At 67.5% G+C, this 26,819-nt stretch carries 26 protein-coding genes; 7 read left to right on the top strand and 19 right to left on the bottom strand.

The features are described 5' to 3' along the window. The 9 genes from GV068_RS19395 to GV068_RS19435 form a co-directional block, all read right to left on the bottom strand. Positions 1 to 1,338, bottom strand: a 1,338-nt coding sequence (locus tag GV068_RS19395) for an SPFH domain-containing protein (RefSeq protein ID WP_159701602.1), incomplete at its 3' end; no start/stop codon positions are given. 5 nt (positions 1,339 to 1,343) lie between these two features. Further along, entirely contained in the window at positions 1,344 to 2,372 is a 1,029-nt protein-coding gene (locus GV068_RS19400) for a hypothetical protein (RefSeq protein ID WP_159701605.1), read from the bottom strand. A gap of 14 nt (positions 2,373 to 2,386) precedes the next feature. Continuing rightward, positions 2,387 to 3,016, bottom strand: coding sequence for a hypothetical protein (locus GV068_RS19405; protein WP_159701608.1), 630 nt, complete (start codon positions 3,014 to 3,016; stop codon positions 2,387 to 2,389). 29 nt (positions 3,017 to 3,045) lie between these two features. Next, positions 3,046 to 4,122 carry a hypothetical protein gene (locus GV068_RS19410; protein ID WP_159701611.1) on the bottom strand — a complete coding sequence of 359 codons (1,077 nt, stop codon included), beginning with the start codon at positions 4,120 to 4,122 and terminating at the stop codon, positions 3,046 to 3,048. Continuing rightward, positions 4,119 to 5,246, bottom strand: a complete 1,128-nt coding sequence (locus GV068_RS19415) for a hypothetical protein (RefSeq protein WP_159701614.1) — start codon at positions 5,244 to 5,246, stop codon at positions 4,119 to 4,121. The genes GV068_RS19410 and GV068_RS19415 overlap by 4 nt, the downstream gene beginning before the upstream one ends. Before the next feature lie 148 nt (positions 5,247 to 5,394). Beyond that, a complete protein-coding gene (locus GV068_RS19420; RefSeq protein ID WP_159701617.1) occupies positions 5,395 to 5,811 on the bottom strand; it encodes a response regulator in 417 nt (138 codons plus the stop codon). Further along, the gene (locus GV068_RS19425; RefSeq protein WP_159701620.1) at positions 5,804 to 6,304 is read right to left on the bottom strand and encodes a GAF domain-containing protein; all 501 of its coding nucleotides are present in this window, start codon (positions 6,302 to 6,304) and stop codon (positions 5,804 to 5,806) included. Before GV068_RS19425 ends, GV068_RS19420 begins: the two co-directional genes overlap by 8 nt. Before the next feature lie 35 nt (positions 6,305 to 6,339). Further along, positions 6,340 to 7,239, bottom strand: a complete 900-nt coding sequence (locus tag GV068_RS19430; RefSeq protein ID WP_159701623.1) for a pyridoxamine 5'-phosphate oxidase family protein — start codon at positions 7,237 to 7,239, stop codon at positions 6,340 to 6,342. 3 nt (positions 7,240 to 7,242) lie between these two features. Further along, positions 7,243 to 7,845, bottom strand: a complete 603-nt coding sequence (locus tag GV068_RS19435) for a glutathione S-transferase family protein (protein WP_159701626.1) — start codon at positions 7,843 to 7,845, stop codon at positions 7,243 to 7,245. Between the two features lie 101 nt (positions 7,846 to 7,946). On the opposite strand from GV068_RS19435, the gene GV068_RS19440 reads away from it, so the two are divergent. Further along, positions 7,947 to 8,837 (top strand): LysR family transcriptional regulator, encoded by an 891-nt coding sequence (locus tag GV068_RS19440; protein ID WP_159701629.1) that lies wholly within the window; start codon positions 7,947 to 7,949, stop codon positions 8,835 to 8,837. A gap of 4 nt (positions 8,838 to 8,841) precedes the next feature. Here GV068_RS19440 and GV068_RS19445 read toward each other — a convergent pair whose 3' ends face one another. The 3 genes from GV068_RS19445 to GV068_RS19455 all read right to left on the bottom strand — a co-directional run bounded on the left by GV068_RS19445 (position 8,842) and on the right by GV068_RS19455 (position 10,592). Continuing rightward, positions 8,842 to 9,150 (bottom strand): hypothetical protein, encoded by a 309-nt coding sequence (locus GV068_RS19445; RefSeq protein WP_159701632.1) that lies wholly within the window; start codon positions 9,148 to 9,150, stop codon positions 8,842 to 8,844. Positions 9,151 to 9,170: 20 nt separating this feature from the next. Further along, positions 9,171 to 10,142: a ribonuclease Z gene (locus GV068_RS19450; protein WP_229464343.1), complete on the bottom strand. Its 972-nt coding sequence runs from the start codon at positions 10,140 to 10,142 to the stop codon at positions 9,171 to 9,173. Positions 10,143 to 10,208: 66 nt separating this feature from the next. After that, positions 10,209 to 10,592 carry a YbaN family protein gene (locus GV068_RS19455; RefSeq protein ID WP_159701635.1) on the bottom strand — a complete coding sequence of 128 codons (384 nt, stop codon included), beginning with the start codon at positions 10,590 to 10,592 and terminating at the stop codon, positions 10,209 to 10,211. A gap of 252 nt (positions 10,593 to 10,844) precedes the next feature. Here GV068_RS19455 and GV068_RS19460 point away from each other — a divergent pair, with 252 nt between their 5' ends. Further along, positions 10,845 to 12,752: a diguanylate cyclase domain-containing protein gene (locus tag GV068_RS19460; RefSeq protein WP_159701638.1), complete on the top strand. Its 1,908-nt coding sequence runs from the start codon at positions 10,845 to 10,847 to the stop codon at positions 12,750 to 12,752. Positions 12,753 to 12,836: 84 nt separating this feature from the next. Further along, a complete protein-coding gene (locus tag GV068_RS19465; protein WP_159701641.1) occupies positions 12,837 to 13,370 on the top strand; it encodes a transposase in 534 nt (177 codons plus the stop codon). A gap of 103 nt (positions 13,371 to 13,473) precedes the next feature. Here GV068_RS19465 and GV068_RS19470 read toward each other — a convergent pair whose 3' ends face one another. Further along, positions 13,474 to 15,750 (bottom strand): CHASE domain-containing protein, encoded by a 2,277-nt coding sequence (locus tag GV068_RS19470; protein ID WP_159701644.1) that lies wholly within the window; start codon positions 15,748 to 15,750, stop codon positions 13,474 to 13,476. A 277-nt stretch (positions 15,751 to 16,027) separates the two neighbouring features. Here GV068_RS19470 and GV068_RS19475 point away from each other — a divergent pair, with 277 nt between their 5' ends. From GV068_RS19475 to GV068_RS19490, 4 genes are all read left to right on the top strand, one after another. Next, positions 16,028 to 16,375, top strand: coding sequence for a hypothetical protein (locus tag GV068_RS19475; protein WP_229464345.1), 348 nt, complete (start codon positions 16,028 to 16,030; stop codon positions 16,373 to 16,375). 62 nt (positions 16,376 to 16,437) lie between these two features. Continuing rightward, positions 16,438 to 17,058: an LON peptidase substrate-binding domain-containing protein gene (locus GV068_RS19480; protein ID WP_159701650.1), complete on the top strand. Its 621-nt coding sequence runs from the start codon at positions 16,438 to 16,440 to the stop codon at positions 17,056 to 17,058. 5 nt (positions 17,059 to 17,063) lie between these two features. Then, positions 17,064 to 17,834: an anti-sigma factor gene (locus GV068_RS19485; protein WP_159701653.1), complete on the top strand. Its 771-nt coding sequence runs from the start codon at positions 17,064 to 17,066 to the stop codon at positions 17,832 to 17,834. 256 nt (positions 17,835 to 18,090) lie between these two features. After that, the gene (locus GV068_RS19490) at positions 18,091 to 19,623 is read left to right on the top strand and encodes a DEAD/DEAH box helicase (RefSeq protein ID WP_159701656.1); all 1,533 of its coding nucleotides are present in this window, start codon (positions 18,091 to 18,093) and stop codon (positions 19,621 to 19,623) included. A gap of 151 nt (positions 19,624 to 19,774) precedes the next feature. Here the strand turns inward: GV068_RS19490 and GV068_RS19495 are convergent, their stop codons facing one another. The 6 genes from GV068_RS19495 to GV068_RS19520 form a co-directional block, all read right to left on the bottom strand. Continuing rightward, positions 19,775 to 21,469, bottom strand: coding sequence for a histidine kinase famiy protein (locus GV068_RS19495; protein ID WP_159701659.1), 1,695 nt, complete (start codon positions 21,467 to 21,469; stop codon positions 19,775 to 19,777). A gap of 130 nt (positions 21,470 to 21,599) precedes the next feature. Continuing rightward, entirely contained in the window at positions 21,600 to 23,735 is a 2,136-nt protein-coding gene (locus GV068_RS19500) for a hypothetical protein (RefSeq protein WP_229464347.1), read from the bottom strand. Between the two features lie 6 nt (positions 23,736 to 23,741). Next, positions 23,742 to 24,524: a PIG-L deacetylase family protein gene (locus GV068_RS19505; RefSeq protein ID WP_159701662.1), complete on the bottom strand. Its 783-nt coding sequence runs from the start codon at positions 24,522 to 24,524 to the stop codon at positions 23,742 to 23,744. After that, complete coding sequence (locus GV068_RS19510; protein WP_159701665.1) at positions 24,514 to 25,374, bottom strand: GNAT family N-acetyltransferase; 861 nt, start codon at positions 25,372 to 25,374, stop codon at positions 24,514 to 24,516. Before GV068_RS19510 ends, GV068_RS19505 begins: the two co-directional genes overlap by 11 nt. Next, on the bottom strand, positions 25,374 to 25,763 hold the full coding sequence (locus tag GV068_RS19515) for a GtrA family protein (protein WP_159701668.1): 390 nt from the start codon (positions 25,761 to 25,763) through the stop codon (positions 25,374 to 25,376). Before GV068_RS19515 ends, GV068_RS19510 begins: the two co-directional genes overlap by 1 nt. Then, positions 25,760 to 26,806: a glycosyltransferase family 2 protein gene (locus GV068_RS19520; protein ID WP_159705268.1), complete on the bottom strand. Its 1,047-nt coding sequence runs from the start codon at positions 26,804 to 26,806 to the stop codon at positions 25,760 to 25,762. The genes GV068_RS19515 and GV068_RS19520 overlap by 4 nt, the downstream gene beginning before the upstream one ends. Positions 26,807 to 26,819: the final 13 nt, after the last annotated feature.

Raw genomic sequence — 26,819 nt, forward strand, 5'->3', positions numbered from 1 at the left:
CGGTGGTGGGGGAGGCGGCGGCGTCGCCGCGGCGAACAGCGCCGCCAGTTCGGCCACGTTGCCGGCGTTTTCCCAGCTGGCCATGCCCGGTTTCCAGACGTAGGTGGCGCGCGTCAGCTGGCCGCTCTGCACCAGTTCCTGCAGCTGGTTCAGCATGAACGGGCCGGTGGTCTGCCCATTCACGTTCAGGCTGTACTGCACTTGCGGCAGCGGCGGCGGCATCACCGGCGCTTGCGGCATGGCGGCGCCGGCGGTGTTCATCATGCTGGCCATCTGGTTGCCCATCACGCCGCCGACGGCGATCCCGGTCATCATGCCGACCGGGTTGAAACCGTTGCCACCGTTCCCGAGGTTCATCGTGCTCATCTCGCCCAGGTTGTTGGCGGCGGTGCGCAGCACGTCGGCCTGCAGGTCGATCTGGTGCGCGGCGATGAACTGGGTTTCCGACTGCAGCCTTTGGTGCCGCTGGGTTGCCTCGCGCTGGATGCGCAGGGTCTCGGCCATGTTCTCGGCGTTGATCAGCTGGGTGTCGTCGAGGTTGCGCAGGGCGATGTCGTTCTGCTTCTGGCGCATCGCCACTTCCAGGTCGGCCGTGATCGAGCGCAGCTGGCGGTATTCCTCGGTCGACTTGTCGATCTCGATGACGTCGATGTCCAGGCGCAGCAGGTTGACGCCGAAGTCGTTCACGAAAGCCTGGGCCACGCGCGGCGCCACCAGGTCGTTCACCTCGAGCAGCTTGCGCTCGATCTGCAGCACCGGCATGCCGTTGTCGGCCGGCGCGTTGCTGACGATGCCCTTGATGTACTTGGCCACCGCGTCGCGCACCAGGGTGCGGAAGCGCTCCAGTTCGAAGTTGACCAGGCGGTGCAGCTTGATGAAGGCGCGGTAGTCGGTGATGTTGAACACCAGCGAGCCGCGCACCGCCACCTTGACCGGGAAGTCGAGGAAGCGCGGGTCGAACACGTCGAAGTAGGGCACGCCGATCGGCATGCGGATGTTGCCGGCCAGGTTGATGAAGTAGACCTCGGCCTGGAACGGCGCCTGGCCGCCGAAGGCCAGGCCCACTAAGCTGCTCAGGACCGGGAAGTTGGCGGTCTTGATGGTCTCGTCGAACGGGCCCTCAATGAAGTCCTGGTGCTGGCCGTCGGCCTGCTTGTAGACGAACACCGCGACTTCGCCATCCTTCACGCGCAGGCTGCTGCCCCAGCGGATGCCGTTTTCCTTGGCGGTGCTGTTGGCGGCGCCGCTCGGGCGCCATTTCCAGACCAGGTAGTCTTCCTGGTCGCAGCGGATGACGTCCATCATGCCGCCTTCGGTTTTCTTTCCAAACAGTCCCATACCGATCACCACTGGTTTTCCAGCGCAGCCTTGCGCTTGTCGCCGGCGTCGCGCGCGGATTCGGCCTTCTTCTGGTCGGCCTGGATGCGCGCCACTTCGACCACCTTGTTTTCCTGCGCCACCCGTTCGGCCGTGACACGGTTGGCGGCGGCCTGCTGCTCGGCCGCTTCGCGCTCTAACTGGGCCTGGCGTGCGCCCGCGTCCTGCTCGGCTTTAGTGTTGACGAAAGCGGTCAGCTGCTGCAGGTGTTCCTGCCAACCCGCCTGGGCGGCGGCGTTCTGGTCCAGCTGGCAAGCGGGGGCGAGTTCCCAGCGTACGCGGCCGAGCTTGGACTGCGCTTCCGAGAAACGCCTGGCCTGCACGTCCTGCTCGATGGTGGCGGCCAGCCCTTCCAGGCGGCCCTTCTCGGCGGCGGCGCTCTCGACATAAGCCTGCTCGCATTCGGCCACTTTGTTCGCCTCGATGCGGCTGTTCACGAAGGCGGCTGCGCCCAGCAGCACCACGCCGCCCAGCAGCGCGAAGAACAGCGGGTTGCGCTTGGCCTTGATGCCTAGGCTCTGCGACAGCGAGCTGTCGATGCTGGCTTCCATCTTGGCGATCTCGGACAGCACGCTGTCGTCGTTGCGGTAGGCCTGCTTGGCGCGGTTGAGCACCTCGGTGAACTTGGTGCGCCATTCCTCGACGTTCGGATCAGGCTTCACGCTTGGCAGGATCTTCGGCTGGATGTAGTACATCAGCTGCTGCAGGTCGTCACGCGAATTCGGAATCGGGAAGTCGCGGATTACACGGCCCTTCTTTTCGTTGATGAAGTCTTCGCGGCGCTTGCCCTTGTAGCCCATCGACTCGACTTCGCGCTCGATTTCCTCGAAGCGTTCGGCCAGGGCGCTGATCGAGCGGTTGGCGTCGACTTCGAGCAGCTCGTGGCCGCAGGCGTTGCAGACCGAGGCGAAGGCGCCGAGGGCGGCGCCGCAGCTCGGGCATTTATGGATGCTGCCCCGGCGCTGCAGGACAGGTGGTTCGGCCATCTGGTTCATGTGCGCTTCCTTGCTTACTTCGGCATGGTGTCGGCGGCCGACTTGGCTTCGCTCAGGTCGACACCGTTCGCGCCCAGGTACTTGAACAGGGTGCCGGTGGTCGACAGGCCGCCCGACAGCATGCCCGGCAGTTCCTTCACCGCGAACAGCACGGTGCCGGCGTCCGAGCCGAGCGACATCGGGTTCCTGGCCAGGCCCTGCAGGCTGCCCAGGGTCTGCTTGGTGGCGACCAGGCCCTGCACGTAGGCCAGCATCGACTTCGCGGCCATCTTCTTCTGGCTGGCGTCCAGTTGCGCGTTACCGGCGATCTTCTTTTCGATCTCGACACTGGCCGACTTGTGGATGTCGACCGCGGCCTGCAGCGAGGCGGTGTTGACGCCGGCGTCGCCCTTCTGCATGCCTTCGACCTGGGTGCGCAGGGCGCTCAGGTTCTCGTAGCCGCCGAGGGCTTCCAGCAGGCCCAGTTCCGCGGTCGCGAAGGCGACCAGGGCATTGCGGGTGTTCCTGGCGACGTCGGCGGCGCTGGCGCCGGCGGCCTGGTTCGGCTTGGCCAGCGAGGCGAGCTTGCCGAAGTCGACGGCGTGGGAAGGTGCGGCGCCCAGTGCGCTCAAGGCAGCGAAGACGGAGATGGCGATTTTTTTCATTGTTGTGTTCTCTTTCAGGAGAGGCTCGGTTATCGAATACCCTTGGCGTTGAGCTGGTCCACCAAGTTGCGGATCACGTCGCGGGCTGCCAGCGCCAGGGCGTTGCGGCCTGCGACATTCTGGTTGGGGCCGAGGCCCGAATACTGGACCGGGCCGACCGACCCGATCTTGCGCGGCAGCTTCTTGCTGATGTCCCACAGCTGCGAGCGCACCGACACGAAGACCTTCTGATTGCCGGTCACCGGGTCGATGCTGGCGACTTCGGTGTCGATGGTGCCGGTGGCGAAGTAGCGCACCTCGCACTCGCGCGCGGCCTTAATCACCTCCATGCGGGTCTGCGGCGCCAGCTCGTCCGACTGCACGAACTCGGCCTGGAAGTGCTTGGGCGCCGGGCCGTGGCAATTGCCGACGATGTCCTCGTAGCCCACGTATTCGATGCCGGACGTGTTCAGCACTTCGCCCATGGCGGCGTCGACGTCCTGCGAGCTGCTTACCTCGTAGGTGACGGCGTCGGCTTTCTGCACGCTGCTGCCGCCCACCGTGAGCGAACGGGTCGCCGTGACGCCGCCGTCGGCCGCCTGGGTGTCGGCCACTTCGGCCTTGGCCACGCGGCTGTGGCGGGCGTCGAACTGGGTGATCGAATTGGCCTTGCGCGCCATGAACAGGAAGGAGAACAGCGAATCCTGGCTGCGCCCCGCGGCCTCGCCCTGGCCGACGGTGAGCCTGGCCACCATCTGGTTCACCGATTCGTCGTTGAAGGCCACGCGCAGCACCACCTTCATGGTCTTCGCTTCCGCGTCCTTCTGGGTGGCGACCACGGTCGATTCGATGATCAGCTTGTCCAGGTTGGCGACGAAGTCGGCTTCGTGCGCATTGATGGCCTGCTGGCGCGCGGTGTTCTGCGCCGCCACGTAGGCGCGCCATGCGGCCAGTCGCGCTTCGTGGGAGGCGCGCGCTTCCGCCTCGGCCGGCGCGGACTGCTTGGCGTCCCAGGCGGCGCTGCCGACGCCTTTCATCTCCACGCGCTGGGCCAGGGTCGCCGGGGAAGTGGCCAGCATCAAGGCGAGAGCAAAGGCAGGGGCAAAGCGGGGGAGGGTCTTCTTCATTTCATGGTCCTGATCATGTCGTTGGTCTTCACGAATCCCGGCCGGGCTTCCACGCCGCGCGATGCGCGTTCCTGCAGCCAGCGGTCCTCGATCCGGTTCATCTGTTGCGAGACGCCGGCCATGAGCAGCTGGAGCGTCTTGTAGTACTGCGGCCAGGTCTCGAGCTCCATGCCGGCGGTGCGCGGACGGGTCACGATCTGGGTCTCGTAGATGTTCTCGTCGAGGTAGGTTTCGTTCAGGTCGGGCTGGGCCAGCTTGACGGCGCCCAGTACGCGGAAGATGTCCTGGTAATAGGCCGGCTTCTCGACGGTCTTGCTGGCGAAGCCGCGCACTGTGAACGACAGTTCGAAGTCTGCCTGCGGCAGCGCCAGCGCGATCTGGGCGCCGTTCGGGAAGCGGTAAGCCATCTTTGAGCCGATCGCTTCGCCGACCGAGTTCGGGATCAGGGAGATCTGCGCGCTTTCCGCGACCGAGGCTTCGAAGGCGTTGGCGAGTTGGTTGCGGATCGCGCGGGTGTCGAGGTGGGCGGCGTCCAGCACCGCCTGCGCTTCCGGCGTGAAGCCGACGTTGGTCACCTTCAGGTATTTGCTGGCGCCGCTACGCAGCTTGAGCGTGGGCAGGGCGGCCAGCCACTGGTCGAAAATATTGGCGTGGGCGTTAGCGCCGGCATAGGCCGAGCGCACCCATTCCTTCAGTTCGGCGGGCGAGAGCGCGGCCGCTTCGGCGCGGGTCAGGCGCAGGCGTACCGGGTAGGAGGCGACGATCGATTGGGTAGCGCGGTTGAAGGCCAGGATGTTGGCGTGCAGGGTCAGGATGGTCCAGAACTTGCCGTCCATGCGTTGCTGCTCGACGCTTTCCTGCACCAGCGCGAAGGCCACCGAGCTGTGGTCGAGGGCGCCGTCGGCCTGGCCGAGCTGGAGGCGCGCCGCGGCCTCCGGGTGGGCGGCGATGCGTTCGCGCAGCAGGCGGTCGAGGTAGGCGTTGTTCTCTTCCACCGACAGCTCGGCGCTGTACGGGTACAGGCTGGCGCGGTTGGCATAGTCGCCCGAGAACGCATAGCCGGCGTAGACCAGCGGCGTTCCCTCCGCCATGGCGGGGACGCTGAACAACCAGAGGATGGACATGACGAGGCACGCCAGCTTTTGCGAAAGACCAGGCATCTGCTATATTTCCTAGAACAAATATTGCCTGATCGTATCATGTGCATACGGGATTGGTATAGAAAATATAGCGGATTATGCGCGCCGCATGAGGCGGTCTTGCTCGGCGGTTTTAGCGGGCGAGGGCGGGGCGGGCCTGCCCCTTCATGCTGTCGATCGTGTCGATCACGTCGCGCACGCGGAAGGGCTTGATCAGGATGCGGCTGACGCCGCAGGAACGCAGGATCTGCAGCAGTTCGGCATTGCAGGAGTCCACCAGCACCGCGATCGGCATCGATGCCGGGCAGGCGCATTCGCCCGAACGGATCTGCTGGATCAGGGTCAGTCCCCGCAGAGAATCGCTCGGCTGCGGCCACTCGAGCGCGATCACTGCGCCGTCAAAGGGCCGGTGATCGCACATCTGGTGCGCGGTCGGGTAGGTGGCCGCTTCCGTGACGTCGGCCGTGCCGAGGTCGCGCAGGGTCAGCGAGACTGTGCGCCGCAGCAGGTTGGCAGGTTCGACCAGCAGGACCTTAAAGGCGCTATGCATCGGCCTGCTCCTGCGGCGCGGTCAGTTCGAGCATGGTCAGCTCGCGCAGGCTTTTCAGGATCGACAACGCGACCGCGTCGAGCGTACGCGGACGGGTGTCGATCAGGCACAGCGTGCCAATCACCAGGCCATCCTTGCTCAGTGGCGCGCCCGCGTAAAAGCGGATGTGTGGCGCGCCGGTCACCAGCGGGTTGTCGTCGAAACGCGGATCGAGCCGGGCGTCCGGCACCAGCAGGATGTCTTCGCCGCCCAAGGCATGGGCGCAGAAGGAAACGTCGCGCGAGGTCTCGCATACGTCGACGCCCACGCGCGCCTTGAACCATTGTCGATTGCTGTCGACAAGGCTGATCAGGCAGATGGGGACGTCGAATTCGCTGGCGGCAAACTCGACGATCTTGTCCAGCCGCTCTTCGGGCGGCGTGTCGAGCAGCAGGAGTTCGTACAGCAGCGCGAGACGCTGCTGTTCATTGTCGGGAATCGGTGGCTTGATCATGGGCGTGACATCAACGCGAAACGATGGCCCCTATTTTACAGGCCGGCCACGCCCGCGTCGCGCAAGGGGAAGGCCGCCCGCCGCAGCCAGCCGCGTTCGATCGTGAAAGTCCATGCGCGCTGGGCCAGCGGATCGGGTAATGCACCCGCGTCCCAGGCCACATCGGCCGTGCCCTGCAGCTGCAGGATGTCGCCGCTGTCGAAGTCCACCATCACCAGCGCGGCGCGTGGCTCCAGCAGCAGGTTGCCGAGGGTGTTGAAGTAGCGGTTGCCGGGATAGTCGGGCACGCTCAAGACACTGCCTTCCAGGCGCACGAAACCGGCCGCGCCGCCCCGGTGCGAGATGTCGAGGCCGCGCGCCGCACCCTGCGCTTTGCCGCCGCTGGAGCTGGCGACGAACATGGTCTCGCAGGCCGCCACCAGGCGCTGTGCGTCCGGGGGCAGTGCGCTGCCGAAGGCCTCGACCGGGCCCGGCTCGCGCGCTACGGGCGCGAGCTGGCGCACGTGGATGTACTTCGGGCAGTTCCCGAAGGACTGGTGCACGTCGACCAGCAGGCCACCGCTGTCCGCCCGCGCCACCACGCCGTTTTCGCGGTTGCGGCGGCGCGTGCCGAGGTCGATGCCGAGCAGGCCGATATCCGCGCCGGCCACCAGCCAGGGCGCGGCCGGGTCATCGACCGGGGGCTGGGCGGCGATATGCAACTGGCCGGCCTCCGGCGAGCTGACGAAGCCGGGCTCGCCCTGCAGCGGCGTCGCGAGCGGCCAGCCGCTGTCGTCCGCCACCGCCACGCAGATGAAGGGCAGCAGGGGGAAGAAGGCGCGGTGCTGCTCCGGCAGCTGCGAGCGGATCGGCGCGCCTGCCGGCCCGCCGCCGGCCAGCTGCTGGGCGCGCAGTTCGCCGGCATGGAAGGGGGCGAGGATGCGGTCGTCGTTCATGGCTCAGTGCTCCGGCATCGGCACGAAATGCGGCAGCGCCTGCACGCGCGCGATCCAGGCAAGGACCCGCGGATAGGACGCCAGGCTGATGCCGCCTTCCGGCGCATGCGCGATGTAGGCGTAACAGGCCAGGTCCGCCAGCGTCGGCTGCGGCGCCGCCAGGAAGTCCTGCTGCGCCAGGCTCGCTTCCATGAAGCCCAGCACCTTGTCGGCCAGCTTCTGCATCAGGTCTTTCGGCATGCCGGTGTCGCCCCAGCGCGCGCCGACCCGCGCCTTGGCGGGACCGAAGGCGATCTCGCCGGCGGCCAGCGACAGCCAGCGTTGCACCTGGGCCGCGCCCGCCGGGTCCTCGGGCAGCCAGGCGCTATCCGGCGCGTAGCGCTTGGCCAGGTAGACCAGGATGGCATTGCTGTCCGCCAGCACCAAGTCGCCGTCCTGCAGGACCGGGATCTGGCCGAGGGGATTCAGGCGCTGGAACTCGGCGCCCTGGCGCACCGGGGCCGGCGCGTCGACGAAGCGGAAGGGCAACTGCAGCATGTGCAGCAGCAGCTCGACGCGGTGTGAGTGGCCGGACAGGCGGGTGCCGTAGATCGTGATGGAAGTCATGATGGTGTCGAGGTGGTTGGAGATGCTTCATCCTAGCTACGGCGACGCTATTGCGGAACGGGGCATAATCGCAATTCACCCTTTCACGTAGTGCAAGAATCATGGACCGACTGGACGAACTGCAGGTCTTCCTGGCCATCCTGGAGGCGGGCAGCATGGCGGCGGCCGCGCACAAGCTGGGGCGCTCGCCGTCGGCCGTGACGCGCATCCTGGCCACGCTGGAAGAGCGCGTCGGCCTGCGCCTGTTCGAACGCAGCACGCGCCGCTTGACGGCGACCGGCGAGGGCCTGCGCCTGGCCGAACAGGCACGCCGTCTGCTGCTCGACTACGAGCTGGCGATCAGCGAACACGATGCCGCGCCGCGCGGCCTGCTGCGGGTGACGGCGCCGATGGTGTTCGGGCGCCGCCACATGGCACCGGTGGTGACAAGGTTCCTGATGCGCTACCCGGAGATCCAGGTCGAGCTGATCCTGGGCGACCGCAACATGGACCTGATCGACCACGGCATCGACCTGGCGCTGCGCATCGGGCCGCTCGAGAGTTCCGGCCTGGTGGCGCGCCGGCTGGGCGAAGTGCGGCGGGTGACCCTGGCCAGCCCGGCCTATCTGCAGGCGCGCGGCACGCCCGCCACGCCCGAGGAGCTGGCGCAGCATGAGCTGATCCTCGGCACTGCGGTGCGCGGCCTGGCGGAGTGGCGCTACCGGGCGGACGGGCGCGAGCACATCGTGCGTTTCACGCCGCGCCTGCAGCTGAACGATGTGGAGGGTGTCTTGAATGCGGCGCGCGCGGGCTTCGGCATCGCCCGCGCGCTGTCCTACCAGGCCGCACCGGACCTGCAGGCGGGCAGCCTGGTGCCGCTGCTCGGCGCCTTCGATGGCGAAGCGCTGCCCGTCAACCTCGTGTTCCCGAGCGCGCGGCACATGGCGCCGCGCCTGCGCGCCTTCATCGACTTCGCGGTGGAGGAGTTCGCGCGGCTGGAGCTGATCCGCTGAAACCCTATGCGCTGCCCGACTTGCGGCTCCTGAGCCAGTCGCGCCCACCGGCGTTCAGCGCCTTGGTGATGACTTCCGGCGGCAGGCTGTAGACGGTGGCCCAGGTGGCGCGGCCGTCCACGCTGTTGGAGGGGAAGCTTTCGGTCTCGATCGGCCAGTGGTACTTGCGCTTGAGGGCGCGCACGATGGCGGCGAGGGTGATGCGGCCGCGCATCGGCTCGGCGCCGGTCTGGTCTTCGTTCGAGAGAAGCACGGCGAGCACGGCGCCGCGCGCGGTCTGGGGTCCGGGGAAAATGGGTGTCTTCTTGGGCATGGCGGGATTGTAGCGTGCGCCTAGGACAAGGCATGCAGGCTGCCGTCTTTACCGAGTTCGTAGCGGGCGAGGTCGCGCGCCAGGAACAGGGTGCCGCTGTAGTGTTCGCGCGCCTCGCGCTCGATGTCGTCCAGGGTCAGCGGCCCTTCGCGATCCTGGTAGCGCGGGCTGAAGTGGGTCAGGATCAGGTTCGGCAGCCCTGCCTGTTCGGCGACGCGCGCCACCATCGCGGCCGAGCTGTGCTGCGGACCCGGACCGATCTTGTGCAGCACCGGCTCGGTGTAGGTCGCTTCGTGCACCAGCAGGTCGGCGTCCCGCGCCTGCGCCGCCAGCAGTTCGGGTGCGTCGTTGTCGCCGGCGATGATCACGCTGCGCGCGCGGCGCGGCGGCGCCAGGTACTGTTCGGCCACCACGGCGCGGCCGTCCGCCAGCACCACGTTGCGGCCCTGCTGGATCTCGCCCCAGGCCGGCCCGGACGGGATGCCGCCGGCCTTCAGTTTGTCGATGTCGAGTTTGCGCTCAACCGCGGCCTCGGTGAAGCTGTAGCCCCAGCAGGCGATGCGGTGCGACAGCGCGGTGGCGCGCACCCGCAGGTCGGGCAGGACCTCGCTGTGCGCCAGGTCGTCGATCGCCACCCAGTCGATCGGGTAGGGCAGGGACAGCTGGGTCGCCTCCATGATGCATTCGATCATGCCGCGCAGCGGCGGCGGGCCGACGATGGTAATCGGCTCGGTGCGACCCAGCATGCCGGCGCTGGCCAGCAGGCCGGGCAGGCCGTAGCAATGGTCGCCGTGCAGGTGAGTGATGAAGATCGCGCGCAGGCTCATCGGCGACAGGTTCGTTCTCAGCAGGCGGTACTGCGTGCCTTCGGCGCAATCGATCAGCGACCAGTGCTTCGCGCCGCGGGTGCGTAGCGCAATGGCCGTCATGTTGCGCGAGCGCGTCGGGGTGCCGGAGGAGGTGCCGAGGAACTGGATTTCCATAACTGCCATTATCCCGCGATTGGCTGCAATGCGGCGTCAGCCTGGCAGCCGCGGACAGCTCAAGCGCGGCTGCTCCTAAGCCTTGCGCTCCAGCCGCAGGGTCGGCAGGAAGCGCCACATGTACAGGCTGACGCCGGCGCCGACCAGGAACAGCAGGGCGACGAGAAGAATGCCCTGCGTCTCGTAGACGCGGCGCATCGCCAGCAGCAGCGAGATCCACAGCATGGCCGTGGCGACGATCTTCGCCTTCAGCGGAATGCCGCGGCCTGCTTCGAAGTTGCGCAGGTACTCGCCGAACACGCGGTGGCCCAGCAGCCAGCGGTGTAGGCGGTCCGAGCCGCGCGCAAAGCACCACGAGGCCAGCAGCAGGAAAGGCGTGGTCGGCAGCAGCGGCAGGAAGATGCCGAGGATGCCCAGCAGCAGCGCCAGCACGCCCGCTACGTTGTACAGGGGTTTCATGGTCTCACTCTAGCACGCAGCTTATCGCACTTGTCATTGAAATAATATTTCAAAAGTATATGAATTATGAAATATTCTTTCATTGTTGCTTGGGTGCATCAATTCTGTCAAATTTTAAGGCGGCAATAAGTTCCACACGGAAACGCTATGTATAATTGCCGGAATTACGACGGGCGCCATCCAGAGACTTAGCGGGCGCGAGCAAGACGCCCGGCTTCGCCTCCATTTTCCGGTTGCCCCAGTCCGTCGTCCATGCCGCCCATTCCTGCCGCCACGCCGCCCTCGCGTACTCGCCTGGGAAATTTCTTCCGCCCGCGCGTACTGCGCGACCTGGCGATCTACCTGGCCTTCATGCTGCCCATCGTCTGGGGTCTGGTGGCGGTGGAGCAGTCACGCTTCAGCGACCTGGCCCGGGCTGGCAGCAAGCGCGACATGCGCAACTATGCCCGCGTGTTTACCGAGGAAGTGCGCGCCACGGTCGGCACCATCGACCTGTCGCTGGTTCAGCTGCGCAGTACCTGGCAGCGCGACCGCGCGCATTTCCCGCAGGCCGTGGGCGACCACGTACGCTACCTGCGCACCCGGCTGCCGATCCTGGTCACCGTGTTCGATGCAAAGGGCCGGGTGGTATATAGCAACGCCGCACCCTCCAAGGACGGGCATGACATGCCCGAAGCGACCAGCTACCAGGCCCACCTCGACATCCGTGACGACCGTATGGTGATCGGCGGCCCCACGATCTGCCCGCTCACCCATGCGTGGGTGATCCCCTTCAGCCGTTCGATTCGTGACGCCCAGGGCCGGCTCCAGGGCGTGATCATGGCTACCGTCGCGCCCGAGTATTTCGTGCGCTTTTACGAAGACGTCGATCTCGGACCCCAGGCCTCGGTGTCCCTGATCCGCACCGACGGAACGGTACTCGCGCGCAGCACCCGTGGCAGCATCAACCAGGGCGTCGGCCAGGTGCTGAAGGACAATCCGCATTCCGACCACAGTCCGGTGACGGGCAGCTTCCGCCGCGCCGGCCAGCTCGACGGGATCGAGCGCTTGTACACCTGGCACAAGCTCCCCGAATACGGCATGGTAGTGACGGTCGGCGAAGCCGTGCTCGACGCCGAGGCGCGCTTCGTCCAGCAGCGGGCGGTGCTGACCTGGGTCGGGACCGCCGTCTCCCTTGTGCTTGCCCTGCTGGGCTGGGCCGCGCTGGGCGCGACCGACCGCCGCCGCCGCGCGCTGAAGGCCCTGGCCGCGGCCGAGGCGCGCTGGAAGCTGGCGCTCACCGCCACCGGCGACGGCGTCTGGGACTGCGATGTGGTCACCGGCCTGGCCACGCTGTCCGCACGCGCCCAGAAGATCCTCGATACCGAGCGCTCGGTGATCTCCTGGTACGGCAGCGCACTCGACGCCATGGTCCACCCGGACGACCTGCCGCAGCTGCGCGCCCAGTTGCGCAGCCACCTGGCCGGCAAGACTCCGGATTTCGCGGCCGAGTTCCGGGTGCGCATGCGCAACGGCGACTGGAGCTGGATCGACGCGCGCGGCACCGTCAGCGAGCGCGACGAGCTGGGCATGCCGATGCGCATGGTCGGCACCTTCTCCAACATCGACGCCCGCAAGCACGAGGAAGCGCGCATGCGCCGCATGGCGCACGAGGACGCGCTGACCGGGCTGCCGAACCGCGTGCTGCTGGGCGACCGCCTGCGCCAGGCGATCCGCAGCGCCAGCCGCGACGGCCACAAGGTCGCGCTGATCTACTTCGACCTCGACAAGTTCAAGCCGGTCAACGACACCCACGGCCACGCCGTCGGCGACCGCCTGCTGCAAATGGTGGCGCGCCGCCTGCGCGCCGGCCTGCGCGAGGCCGACACCCTGGCCCGCATCGGCGGCGACGAATTCGTGGTGCTGCTGCCGCGCTGCGACAACCTGCTCGACGCCAGCACGGTGGCGGAGAACATCCTGTACCAGCTGAACCAGCCTTTCGAAGAGGGCGAACTGGTGCTGCAGATCTCGGGCAGCCTGGGCATCGCGCTGTTCCCCGACGACGGCATGGACGCCGAAGCCCTGCTGCGCGCGGCCGACCTGGCGATGTACGACGCCAAGTCGCACGGGCGCAACCGGGTGGCGGCATCGCAGCCCACGGACGCCTTGCCAGCCAGGTAGGGTGGGCGGGTCCTCCGCCCACGCGGTCAACGCACATTTGATCACCCACACATCTCGCCCCTGGTACCGCCGTACCATGCGCCGATGTCCCGCTACCGCCGCGCCACCACTGGCACTTCCTTCTTTTTCACGGTCGTGACCCACAACCGTCGTCCCATCCTCTGCGACCAGCCCATACGCCAAGCCCTGCGTTCCGCCATCGAGAGGGTCCGCCTTCGTCTGCCGTTCGACATCGACGCAATGGTCCTGATGCCGGATCACCTGCACTGCGTCTGGACGCTGCCCGATGGCGATTCAAACTTCTCCCTACGCTGGTCCCAGATCAAGCATGACGTGTCCTACGCATGCCGGGAGCTGTATCCGGCTAAGCTGTCTCCATCGCGCGAACGCCAACGCGAAGCGCCGATCTGGCAGCGCCGGTTCTGGGAGCATCAGATTCGCGACGAAATCGACATGGAACGGCACGTCGATTACATCCACTTCAATCCGGTGAAGCACGGATTGGTTGGCGCGGCGGTAGGATGGCCGTATTCGACGTTTGCAAGATACGTCCGGGAAGGGGTCTATCCCGAAGATTGGGGAGGTAATCCGGAATGTGAAGGGATGAGTTTTGAATAGGTGAAGTGGCGGTGGACGCGTTAGTACATCCCGTGGGCGGGAGACCCGCCCACCCTACAAACTAGGTCGGGCCGGCGGATGTCCGCCCACCCGACAAAACCGTTCAATGCGATACGGACACGGCCACCGGCGCCGTGGCTACATGGCGCGGCAGGTAGATCGTCACCGTGGTGCCCTTGCCGGGCTCGCTCGCCAAGCGAATGTCGCCGCCGCTCTGGCGCGCGAAGCCGTGCGCCATCGACAGGCCGAGGCCCGTGCCCTTGCCCTCGGGCTTGGTGGTGAAGAAGGGCTCGAAGGCGCGCTCCATCACGTCCTGCGGCATGCCGTGCCCGCTGTCGGCGACCGCCACCGTGACGTAGTCGCCCGGCGCCAACACCGCGTCGTCCTCGACGTGGACGTTCTCCAGCGCCAGCACGATGCGCCCGTTCCCTTCCATCGCGTCGCGCGCGTTGATCACCAGGTTGAGCAGCACGTTCTCGAGCTGGTTGGGGTCGGCCAGGGTGGGCCAGAGCGCGGGCGGGACGCGCTTTTCCAGCGTGATGTGGTCGCCCGCGGCGCGCTGCACCAGGCTGTCCATGCGTTCCAGCAGGGCGTCGACGTGCACCTCGAGCGGATGCAGCGGCTGGCGCCGCGCGAAAGCGAGCAGCTGGCCGGCCAGCTTCGAGCCGCGTTCGACCGCGTCGAGGATGCTGAGCAGGCGCTTGCGCTGGCTGTTGTCGGTGCGCAGAATCAGCTGCACGTTGGCGCTGATGATGTGCAGGATGTTGTTGAAGTCGTGCGCCACGCCGCCGGTCAGCTTGCCCACCGCTTCCAGCTTCTGGGCGCGGCCGAGCAGCTGGCGCGCTTCGTCCAGGCCGCGCTGGCGCTGCAGCTCGCGCGCTTCGGCTTCCTTGCGCTGGCGGATGTCGCGCACGAAGGCGGTGGCGCCGAAGCCATCGCCCAGCGCCAGCACCGCCACCGTCACCTCGGCCGGGATGCGCCGGCCCTCGTGGTCGACCACCGGCAGTTCGGTCGGCGCGCCCAGCATGGGGCAGTGGCCGCTGCGCGCGAATGCATCGAAGCCGCTCTTGAAGGCCGCGCGGTGTTCCTCCGGCAGCAGCTCCTGCGCATCGCGTCCGATCGCCTGCGCCGCGCTCCAGCCGAACAGGCGGCTGGCCTGGGCGTTCCAGTCGGTGATGCGGCCCCGGGCGTCGATCGCCACGAAGGCGTCCGGCGCGTTTTCCAGGATCACCTGGATGCGTTTTTGCTCGCTGGCGATCTGGTCGTGCGACTGGCGCAGCTCGAGGGTCATGCCCTGGGCCAGCTGCAGCGCGCGGCGTCGTTCGCTGGCCAGCAGCCACACCACCAGGCTGATCAAGAAGCTGAGCCCGACGCCGGTTACTGCCACCAGCCACGGGCGCGTGTTGTCGATGCTCGTCTCCAGGGCGGCGCTGGAACGCATGGTGATGGTCCAGGTGCGCCCGGCGGGGACGATCTGGGCGCTGGCGCGCAGGCGCGCGCCTTCGTTGGCGCCGTTGGAGACGTTCGGCGAGCGGTACAGCAGGGTAGCGCCGTCGGCCGGCTCGCCGTCGTGGATCTCGATCTCGAGGTCGGTCGAATGGGCGCCGCCCAGGCCCTTCATCAGGTCGTTGATGCGGAAGGGCGCATAGACCCAGCCAACGATGGCGCGGCGGCGCTGTTCGACGGTGCCGGTCAGTTCGCCCGCGCGGTACACCGGCAGGTACATCAGGGCGCCGGCCTGCTGGCCGCCCGGTCCTTCGTGGGCAATGCCCTCCTGCACCAGCACCACCTTGCCGCTCAGGGCGGCCTGGCCGCTGTCGCGCGCGCGCTCCATGGCGGCGCGGCGCACCGGTTCGCTGAACATGTCGTAGCCGAAGGCGCGCAGGTTGCGTCCGCCGAAGGGTTCGATGTGGGTGATCGCGGTATAGACCTCGCGCGGGCCCTGGGGATGCACGACGTAGGCTTCGTGTCCCTGGCGCCGCATGGCCGCTTCGTGCGCCGCCAGGCGCTCCGGCGGGACGATGGTGGCGATGCCGAGCGCTTCCATGCCGGGGAAGGACTGGTCGAGGCGCAGCAGGCGGTAGTAGCGCTCCCAGTCGCCCCGCTCGAGCTCGACCGAGCCGCGCAGGTAGCCGCGCGCGCCGCGCAGCACCTGCTCGTACACGGCCATGCGGCGGCTGATGCTGAACACCATGTCGCGGGTGCGGTAGTCGAAGGTCTCGAGCAGCTGGGTCTCGGCGCTGTCCTTGGCGCTGCTCCAGGCGGTGAAGGTCACCAGGAGGGTGATCAGGAACACCAGCATCGCCAGCAGCAGCGGCATCTGTCCGGAGTCGGGCAGGGGAAGGCGGCTGGACTGGTCGGAAGGCTGGGACTGCGGCATCTGGTCGTCGCGTGGGCGCGCCGTGGTGGCGGGTTGATCGGAAACGCGCGCAAAGAGGGTAGGATACGCATCCTTGCTGTGCTGGGGCGCACGCCACCTGTATGCGTAAAGCAATAGCATTATCGCTGAAAATTTATCTGATGCAACATTTCGATGTTTTCCTACCCTGCCTGCATGGCGCTCGCGCGCCCCGTGCCCGATGATGCCGCCGCTGCTGCGCCGGCACTGGCCGCTGGCCGGGCTCGCCGGTCTCATCCTGCTGGTTTTGCTATGGGGCATGCTGTGGCCGCTGCGCGGCGCGAGCCATGAACTGATGCTCGAAGTACGCGGCGCCGACACGCCCGCCGTGGTGCGCCTGACCCTGGGCGTGCAGGACGTGCTGCTGCTGCGCAATGCCAGCAAGGCGCCGCTGGTGTTTGGCCCGGTGCAGCTGGCGCCGGGCGCCGAATTCCGCTTGCCGGTGGAGGAGGCCGGCGAGCGCGAGATTCCCTGTCCCGTACTCCCCGGCGGAGTGTTGAAGCTGCGCGTGGTGCCAATGCCGGATCCCGGGCTGGAGCGGCTGCGCTGGCGACTCGGCAACTTCGGCCACGCCTTGAGAACCATGCCCTTGCAAGGGCCGGATTAAGCCCTCCGGCGCGATGCCAATCGTGCTCCCGCTCCCGCTGCGATTCTGTCATCATGGGCATCATGTCCACGATTTCCATGCCCTTGTTCCCGCTCAGTACGGTGCTGTTCCCGGACGGGGTGCTGCCGCTGCAGGTGTTCGAGGTCCGCTACCTCGACATGATCAGCCGCTGCCTCACCGAGGACACGCCCTTCGGCGTGGTGCTGCTGACCCAGGGACATGAGGTGCGCCAGCCCGATGGCGAGCCGGAACGCTTCGCCGCGGCCGGCACCATCGCTTCCGTCACCGAAACCACCACCACCTCGCCGGGCCTCTTGCAGGTGCTGTGCCGCGGCGGCTCTCGCTTCTCGGTGGTCACCGCCGAACAGCGCCTGAACGGGCTGTGGATGGCCGAAGCCGAACTGGTCGAGGACGACCACGAGGTGCGCGTGCCGTCCGAACTGCAGGGCGCTTCCGACGCGCTCGACCGCGTGCTGTCCTCGCTGCACGACGTGCCGCGCCACCGCTGGCCGGTGCAGCCGCCGTTCCGGCTCGACGACTGCGGCTGGGTGGCGAACCGCTGGTGCGAACTGCTGCCGCTGCCGAACCAGCAGAAGCACCATATGCTCATGCTCGACAACCCCGTGATCCGCCTGGAGCTGCTGCACGACGTCCTCGACGAACACGGTTTGATCACTTCCTGACTGGCATGAAATTCTCGGACGACCTCCTGATCGCGTACATCAACGGTGAGCTCGCCGAGCCGGCGCGCGCGGCGGTCGAGCGGGCCATGCGCGCCGATCCGGTGCTGGCCGCCCGCATCGCCCAGCACCGGCGCGAGAGCAGCGGGCGTTCCGCCAGCCGATCCCACATCTTCAGCGTCTCGGCCAACGGCCACGACGGGGGCGGGCGCCACCGCCATCCGCTGCCCCCCGGCGGGGGCAAGGTGGTCCACCTCGACACGATCCGTCCCGGACGCATGGCGCCGCCACCGCCGCCGCCCGCGCCGAGCCGTCCCGCCTGGACCCCGCGCCACTGGCTGGCGCTGGGCGCGGCCCTGGTCCTGGGCGCCGTCGGCGGCGCACTCGGCTGGCAGGAACTGGCGCCCGATCCAGGCATCGTGATGCTGGAAGCGAGCGACGGCGCCCTGGTGGCGCGCGGGCGCCTGGTCGAGGCCCTCGGTGGCCAGTTGGCCAGCCCCGGGCCTTCCGAGACCGGGGTCCGCATCGGCGTCACCTTCGTCTCGAAGGACGGCAGCTATTGCCGCAGCTTCGTGGTCGACACCACCGCCGGCCTGGCCTGCCGCGGCGGCGGGCGCTGGACTATCCCGGTGCTGGCCCAGCCGCAGGCAGGCACCGCCTGGCTCGACGGCAGCACCCTGCCGCCGGCGGTCCAGGCCGCGATCGACGCCCGTATCGTCGGCGCCACCCTCGACCCGGCCGCCGAGCGCGCGGCCCAGCAGCGCGGCTGGGCGCCCTGAACCGTCCATGCCGGGTATTTACGCCGAAAACCGCCCGGAAAACAGACCCTTATATACAGGGGGGTGGATTTCAGGTATCGTGTAGCCCGCTAAAGTGCCTCTACGTCCGCCCGGCCGCGCCCCTTTTCGGTGCGGCGCCTCCGCGGAACACGCGCTCCGTCACCGGTCCGCCGTCCCATTTGGAAACGTTCCGCGCAGGCCCATTTGTGCCCGCAGGCGCAGCCGTAGAGCTAACGAAATACTGTCCAACAAGAATATGTCTGATATCCAGAATACTCCCAGCGCCGAACCCGACGACATCACCCTGGCGGCGCCAGTCGAGCAGGTGAAGGCGGACGAAGCGCCGACCGTGCGTTTCACCGACCTCGGCCTGGCGCCGGAAATCCTGCGCGCGCTCAGCGACCAGGGCTACGAGCACCCGACCCCGATCCAGGCCAAGGCGATCCCGCTGGTGCTGCAGGGGCGCGATGTCATGGGCGCCGCCCAGACCGGTACCGGCAAGACCGCCGGCTTCTCGCTGCCGATCATCCAGCTGCTGCTGGCCAGCGCCAACAGCAGCATGTCGCCGGCGCGCCACCCGGTGCGCGCCCTGGTGCTGACCCCGACCCGCGAACTGGCGGTGCAGGTGGCCGACAACGTCAAGGCCTACTGCCGCCACACGCCGCTGCGTTCCACCGTGGTGTTCGGCGGCATGGACATGAAGGGCCAGACCGTGGCCCTGAAGGCTGGCGTCGAGATCGTCATCGCCACCCCGGGCCGCCTGCTCGACCACATCGAGCAGAAGAACCTGAGCCTGGGCCAGGTGCAGATGCTCGTCATGGACGAAGCCGACCGCATGCTCGACATGGGCTTCCTGCCCGACCTGCAGCGCATCATCAACCTGCTGCCGAAGCAGCGCCAGAACCTGATGTTTTCGGCCACCTTCTCGCCTGAGATCAAGAAGCTGGCCAACAGCTTCCTGAATAATCCAGTCCTGATCGAAGTCGCGCGCAGCAACGCCACCGCCGACAAGGTCACCCAGATCGTCTACAAGGTCGACGAGGAGCTCAAGCGCGACGTGGTCGAGCACATCATCCGCGAGCGCAACCTGAAGCAGGTGATCGTGTTCTCGAACACCAAGATCGGCGCGTCGCGCCTGTCGCGCCACCTCGAGCAGAAGGGCATCAAGGCGTCCGCCATCCACGGCGACAAGACCCAGCAGGAACGCATGGCCGCCCTCGACGCCTTCAAGGGCGGCTCGGTGGAAGTGCTGGTGGCGACCGACGTGGCCGCGCGCGGCCTCGACATCTCGGACCTGCCTTGCGTGATCAACTACGACCTGCCGTACAACGCCGAAGACTACGTGCACCGCATCGGCCGTACCGGCCGCGCCGGCGCCTCGGGCGACGCGCTGTCGGTGTTCTCGGACAAGGACGAGCGCCTGCTGGCCGACATCGAGAAGCTGATCAAGCAGACCGTCCCGCGCGGCGAGCTGCCGGGCTTCGTGGCACCGTCGAGCCGCGCGCGCGAGGGTTCGCGTGAAGGCGGCCGTGAATTCGCCCGCGACGGCGAACGCCGTGGCCGCCGTGAAGAGGGTGCGCCGCGTGGCGGCGAGCGTGGCGAACGTCCGCCGCGCAGCAGCGGCTACAGCCCGACGCCGCGCCGCGAAAAGGTCGATCCGTGGTTCCTCAAGCCTTACGAGCCGTCGAGCGCGGCGCGCAAGGAAACCGTGACGCCGACGGCATCAAACAGCAAGCAGGGCAAGCAGAAGCTGGCCTTCCTGCTGGGTGGCGGGCCGCGTACCAACTGATTTTTATGGTTTCGATCGGCGGACCAACATGACCGCCGTATCGTAGGGTGGGCGGGTCCTCCCGCCCACGCGGTGATCGCGATCATGTGATATGTCGCGGCGGTTCCGGTGACCGTTGAACGCGTGGGCGGGAGATCCGCCCACCCTACGTTTACGCGGCCCTTTTGGCATGCAAGGCCGCATGCACCCGATCCAGCAAATCCTGATGCTGGTAAGGCTTGGCCAGCACGACCAGTGACTTGTCGCGCGCCCCGCGCGCCGGCAGTTCATCCATGTAGCCAGTGGTTACCAGCACCGGCATCTCAGGCCGCCTGGCATGCACCTGTTCGATCAGCTGCAGCCCGTTCATCCCGCCCGGCATGATCACGTCGGTGAACACCAGGTCCACCGTTTCTTCTTTCAGCAGTTCCAGCGCGCGCTCGCCGCTCGGGGCCGACAGCACGTCGTAGTCGGCCGCGGCCAGCATGGCTTCGGCCAGTTCGCGTACGTCCTCGTTGTCTTCCACCACCAAGATGCGGCACTTGCGGCCCGCTTCCTCGGCCTGCGCCGCGATGCCGTGCTGGCCGTCGTCCTCGTGCCGCGCCTGCTGCGCCACCGGGAAGATCATGCGCACCCGCGTGCCGCGTCCCGGGTCGCTCTCGATGTCGAGCCGGCCCTGCGACTGCTGGACGAAGCCGTGCACCATCGCCAGCCCAAGGCCGGTGCCCAGGCCCTTGGTGGTGAAGAAGGGCTCGGTGGCGCGTTTGAGCACGTCCGGGGGCATGCCTTCGCCCTGGTCGAGCACGCAGATGGCGACGTATTCGCCCGGCGGCAGCCGGTTGGCGAGGCGCCGCTCCTCGCTCACCACGGCCGTGCCGACCGTCACCGTGCCGCCATCCGGCATCGCGTCGCGCGCGTTGATCACGACGTTGAGCAGGGCCATTTCCAGATAGGTCGGGTCGATCGAGCAGGACGGCAGGCCGGGGCGCAGGTCGAGCCGCAGCTCGAGCTTGTCGCCCAGGGTGCGCACCAGCATGTCGGAGAAATCGACGACCAGCGAATTCAGGTTGACGCACTTGTGCTCGAGGCGTTGCTTGCGCGCAAAGCTGAGCAGCTGCTGGGTCAGCTTGCCGGCCTGCATGGTGGCGCGCTGGGCGCGCCGGATCGGCTCGGCCGCGGCCGGCGTCTTGCCGGCAATGAGCAGGGCCAGCTCGAGGTTGCCGTTGATGACCTGCAGCAGGTTGTTGAAGTCGTGCGCCATGCCGGCCGACAGCTGGCCGATGGCTTCCATCTTCTGCGCCTGCAGGTTCGATTCGAGCGTACTGCGGCGCTCGGTGATGTCCATCTGCGAGGCGAAGAAGTAGAGCAGCTTGCCGTGCTGGTCGAAGATCGGGCCGATGAACAGGGCGTTCCAGAAGGGCTCGCCGTTGGCCTTGTAGTTCAGCAGGTCGACCGCCACCGCGCGCTGCTCGCGCAGGGCCTTGCGTACTTCGGCCACGGTGCCGCGGTCGGTGTCCGGCCCCTGCAGGAAGCGGCAGTTGCGGCCGACGACGTCTTTTTCCTGGTAGCCGGTGAGGTCGAAGAAGGCGCCGTTGGCGAAGACGATGGGATCGTCCTCCTGGTTGGGATCGGTAATGATCATCGGCATGCGCGTCATCTCGACGGCGGCAAAGAAAATGTTGGCGCGGTCGTCCATGCCCTCGCGGCTGATGTAGCCGGCCTGCCAGTGGTTCACGCCGGGGCCGGTGAAGGGCGAGACCGCATTGCCCTCGACTTCGCCCATGGCCTGCACCCCCACGCTCTGGCCGCCACCCTGTACGTCCAGTGGTTTCTCGAGGTGCTTGTCCTTGTCCGATCCAGTTGCCATGAATGTCCCGATGCATCCGGCCGAGAAGGCGGCCGGTGTGGAATTCACTGTATCGGGACGGCCCTTGTCATTCCGTTCGTGAGCGCACACAGGGCCTGCTGCGTTTGATACAGATCAGGCCCCTTGTGCTTTAGCGGGAGGCCTGGACCGCCTGTGCGCTCGGTTCCGGCAGGCTGATGTCGGCAACCGTCACGTCCGTGATGCCGATGCCAAGCTTGCGCTTGTCGGTGCTGCCGCGGGTGGCGGGCGAATCCGGCTGCGGCACGTCGATGACCAGGCTGCGCTGGGCGCCGTCGGTGGTGAAGCGCAGGCTGATTTCCTGTGGCGATGGTCCGAGGCGGAATTGCTTGCTGTCGCTACCGACCTGCATGGTGAAGGGCAGGGTGGTGTTGATGCCGTAGGCCATTGCCGTCAGCATCACGCGCGCCTGCTTGGGCAGTGGCTCCTTGAAATGCAGCACCACCCGCTTGGCATCCGACCAGCGCCCGAAGCCTTCGGCGTCCGACATGCCTTCGGCGCCGGCCAGCAGGCCGCTGCCCCAGGGCTGCGACAGATGCGTGCTGCCGAGCACCTTGTCCTGGGCGTTCTGCAGGCGCACCAGCACGTAGCCCTCGCCCTGCTTGACCGGCGTCACACCCGGCGGCAAGGCATGGTTGCCGATCACCAGCAGCCATTTCTTGCGCATGGGGATCTGGTACTCGGGAATCGGGGCGTCGGTGGGCAGGTCGAGCATGGCGGTATCCGGAGCATCGATGTGGAACTGCGCCCGCATCACTTCCTGCAGGCCGGTGGTGGCCACGGTGATGTCGTTGTGCTCGGCGCGCGGCACGTAGTCGCGTGCGAAGCGGGCGCCGTGGTCGGCGGCCCAGCCCGGCTTCAGCTGCGACAGGAAGCGGTTGGTTTCCTGGGTGCCCAGCACCAGCATCAGCGGCAGCGCGCCGAACACGAACAGTGGCGCGGCGATGCGCTTGCCGGCGGCCCACAGGCCCAGCACCAGGATGTCCAGGCCGATCACCAGCCAGCCGGTCCATTCGTTCAGCTTGATCGAGGAAATTTCCGGGCCGTCGACCGGGTTGGTCGAGAAGCCCGGCAGGCGCGACAGGGCGAACAGCAGCACCGCGGCCAGCGGCAGGGCCACCAGCCAGCCCAGCGGCGGACGCGGCATGCCGGCCGGGCGCTGCAGCGCGCTGGCGGCCAGGATCATGAGCAGCGGGAAGGCGAAGCTGTAGTAGCGCAGGTGCAGGCGGAATATCTCGTGCGGGCCCTGGGCCACGATCGAGGCGGTATACGCGATGGTCATGCCGGCGGCCGAGCCCAGCATCAGGAAGGCGAACAGCTGCAGGCGCTTGAGCGCCGGGCTGGCGTCGCGGCGCGCGCTAGGGCTGACGATGGCGTGCAGCAACATGGCCAGCGGCAGGGCCAGCAGGATGACCATGGCCATCAGGTGGCCGCGGCCGTTGACCAGGGCCGGCGCGATCAGGTCCAGGCGCGAGCGCGGGGCGCTGCCGGCGGCCGTCTGGTTGTAGAAGCTGCCGAACAGGCTCAGGGCCGATTCGCCGGCGATCAGGTAGCCGAGGCCGAATTTGATGCCCAGCGCCAGCGCCGGCGCGATGGCTGCGCACAGCAGGGCTTCGCCGATGGCGCGGCCATTGCCGGCCTGACGGCGTTCCATCCAGGCATTCACGGCCAGGTAGAGGCTGGTGGCCGGCATCAGGAACAGGGCATGCACTTTCACCAGGCTCATCAGGCCCAGCACGAGGCCGGCGAGCAGCGCGCGCTGCAGCGGCGACCATGCACGGGGCGACAGCGCCACCCAGGCCAGCGCCGCGAAGCCGAAGTAATACATGGCTTCCGGCATGAAATAGGCCGTATAGATATTGACCGGCGCCAGCAGAGCCATCGCGGTGAGCAGCACGGCAAGCAGGGGGCGCAGGTAGACGCGCGCCACCAGGTAGAGGAAGACCCCGGCGCCGGCGAAGAACAGGGCGTTGCCGACGCGGATGCAGTCGAGGAAATCGGTGCCGCAGGACAGGGAGCCGCGTGCCAGCCACAGGTAGAGGTAGGACGGCACGATCGCTTCGCTGAGCGGCATCAGGCGCGCCATCTTGCTGTAGTACCACTCGTCGGCAAAGATGGCGGGATTCAGGCCCAGGTTACGGTAGAGCAGCCAGGCCAGCACGGCCAGCAGCACGCCGCCCAGGATCATGCGCTGCCGATTGCTGTCGACGCTGTCTGCGCTGTAGATAAATGTATCGGTCTTCATCATCACAGGTTATTGGAGGGATGGGGTGGAGCGCCAGGCGGAAAGCGCCTGCTGCATCTGCTCCCAGGTAAAGAACTTGCGTTTCTCGTAGTAGAGTGCGCCCGCGTGCGGACGTTCATTCAGGCGCGCCGGCGCCACCGGCTGCAACTGTTCGACGCCGCGCAGCAGGTAGTGCAGCAGCACGAAGGGGAACAGGCCGATCCAGGTGTTGCGCTGCGAAGGATAGGACAGGCAGGCGCCCAGGTGTTGCAGGCGCTGGCGCCATGGGATGGCCATGGCGACCGCCGCGCCGTTTTCCGGCAGCGGTGCCAGCACCCGGAACAGCGGACCCGGCAGGCCCTTGGCCTGGTACAGCGAGAATTGCCGGGTGCGTCCCAGCAGCCCCCGTTCGGCGGCCAGGGTCACGCCCAAGGCATGCAGCGCGTCGTGGTCATGGTGGCCGCCTTCCCAGGCCGTCACGTGCAGCGAATCGATCAAGGGATAGCGATCGAGCCAGTTGCCGATCCAGTCCGCCGCCTTGCCCAGGTGCTGGGGCAGGCGCGCGTCGCCGATGCCCAATTCGCCGCCCGCGAAGGACACGTCCTCAGGCGCCACGCCCAGGCGCGCCAGCACGTCCAGGGATTCGCGGTTGCGCTGGGCGGCCGAAGCGGTGGCGGTCTGGCCGTCGGTCAGGTAGGCGCAGGCCACGCGCAGGCCGCGCCGGCGGCAGTCGAGGATGCGCTGGAACACGCCGAACTCGTCGTCCTGGTGCGCGAACAGGAACAGGGCGGCGTGCGCCGTTTCAGTAGGCATCGAAGTCGAGGAAGGTGAACTGGATGCGGGACGCGTCCAGCTGCGGGACGCGCGCGTTGAAGGCGCGCCAGATCAGGTTCAGTGGCGACGGACGCAGCCGTGCCGGGATGCTGGCGTAGTTCCAGTAGTTGCTGGTCGCGTCCGGCGCCAGGCCGATGAACAGGCGCAGCGGGAAGGCGGAACGCTCCTGGCCGTCGACGGAGACGGCGACGCTCGCCTTGTCCAGCTCGGCGTAGGCCGGCACGCCCTTTTCGGCGGCAGCGTGGAACTGCAGCCGGCTGCCATTGCTGCGGCGATGCACGCGGTTGTGCGGATTGGCGCAGCGCCAGGCCAGGGCTTCCGGGCTCCAGCTGCGTTCGAACGAAAGCTCGCCGGCCGCCGGCTTCGGTGCATGGCGCAACGCGCCCAGGCCGACGCGTGCTTCCAGCGGGCGCACCAGCTGGAAGCCGAGCTTGCGCACGAAGCCGGGCGTGCTGTTGGCGTTGGCGACGCCGTAGCAGCCGTCGAAGCCAGCCTCGGCGCCGGCCTCGTAGGTCATGGCGGCGAGCTTGGTGAACAGGCCCTTGCCCTGGTAGTCCGGATGGGTCGCCGTGTTCAGCGACAGCAGCACCCGCACCTCTTGCCCCTCGACCCAGGCGCGCGCCGGCACGCACACGTAGTGCGCCGCCAGGCGTTCGCCGTCCCAGGCGTCGTAGCCGACCGCCGCGCCGTCCGGATTGGCCACGTACAGCCAGTCGAGGTAGGCAGGCGTAAACTTGTCGGTGCCGGGAAAGCAGGCGGCGAACAGCGCGCCGTACTTGGCGAGGGTGGCCGGGTCGTTCTGGACAGGGGCGAAACGCAGGGCTTGCATCACTTGAAGATCCAGTATTTGCTGAGCAGGTAGCCGTTGACCGCCACCAGCGGCAGCGACAGCAGCTTCCCGGCCAGCGGGTTGGCAAAGGCGGCTCCTGCGGCCGCTACACAGGCAATGGTCAAGAGGTAATTGACCCCGACTACGCACAGGTAGCGCGCGAAGTTGGCCGGATTGGCCGCGGCATTGAAGGTAACACGGCTGTGGAAGGCGTAGTTGACCAGCAGCCCGGCCGCGAAGCCGGCGCTGGCAGCCAGGGTGGCCTGCATGCCGCCCTGCAGCAGCAGCTGCATCAGGCCGATGTCGGCCAGCGCGCAGATCAGGCCGCCCGTGATGAAGAGGGCGAACTGGCGGCTAAACAGTTTTGCGGCAAGTGCGGACAAACTCATGCCTCCGGCTCTGCAGGCGCTGCGGCCGGCTTGCTGCGGAACAGGGTCTTCTTGTGCAGCGGGTAGCGCGGCACCGAGGCCACGTCGTGGGCCAGGAAGGCGAGGATCAGCTGCACCCCCATGATCACGGGCAGCGCCGCCAGCATCACGGTGCCGGCCGGCGTTCCCACACCCGAGCGGGCCGAAGCGATCCAGTGCATCAGGCCGTAGACGGTGCCGAAGACGGTGAGCAGGATGCCCAGTGGCAGTTCGATCGAGGCCACCGACATGTTGCGCAGGTAGTAGTTGTAGAAGATGCGCTTGCCGAAGTTGCGCATGTGCTTGGACAGGAATTCGGTGACGATCTTCGAGACCTTCAGGTTGCTCACTTCGTCGCCGTAGACGGCGTCCATCGGCACGTCGGCCACCACCGCGCCCAGGATGTTCAGGCGGAACAGCATGTCCGATTCGAAGAAATAGCGCTTGCTGATCTTGTCGAAAGGCAGGAAACGCGCGCAGTCGGCGTGGATCGCGGTGTAGCCGTTCGTCGGGTCGAACAGGTCCCAGTAGCCCGAGGACAGCTTGGTCATCAGGGACAGCACCGCGTTGCCGAACAGGCGCAGCGGCGGCATCGCGCCAAGGCGCTCCAGGTTGAAGAAGCGGTTGCCCTTGGTGTAGTCGGCTTCGCCGGCCAGGATCGGCGCCACGAAGTTCGGGATCAGGGCGCCGTCCATCTGGCCGTCGCCGTCGATCTTGACCATCACCTTGGCGCCGTCCGCGATGGCGGCGCGGTAGCCGGTCATCACGGCGCCGCCCACGCCCTGGTTCTCGCTGTGCTCGAGCACGGCCACGCGCGGGTCGCGGCAGTTCTCGCGCACGAAAGCGCCGCTGCCGTCCGGGCACTTGTCGTCGACCACGTAGATGCGCGTGACTTCCGGACCGATGCCGGCGATGACGCCCAGGATGTGGCGCGTGACCTTGTAGCTCGGGATCACGACCGCGATCGCGCCGGACGCGGCCAGCGCGTGGAGGGCAGCGTCGGCGCCGGTAGCAGGCAGGTTCATGTTGGTGGTCGAA

It is taken from the genome of Massilia sp. 9I (assembly GCF_902506415.1).
Lineage (GTDB): Bacteria > Pseudomonadota > Gammaproteobacteria > Burkholderiales > Burkholderiaceae_D > Telluria.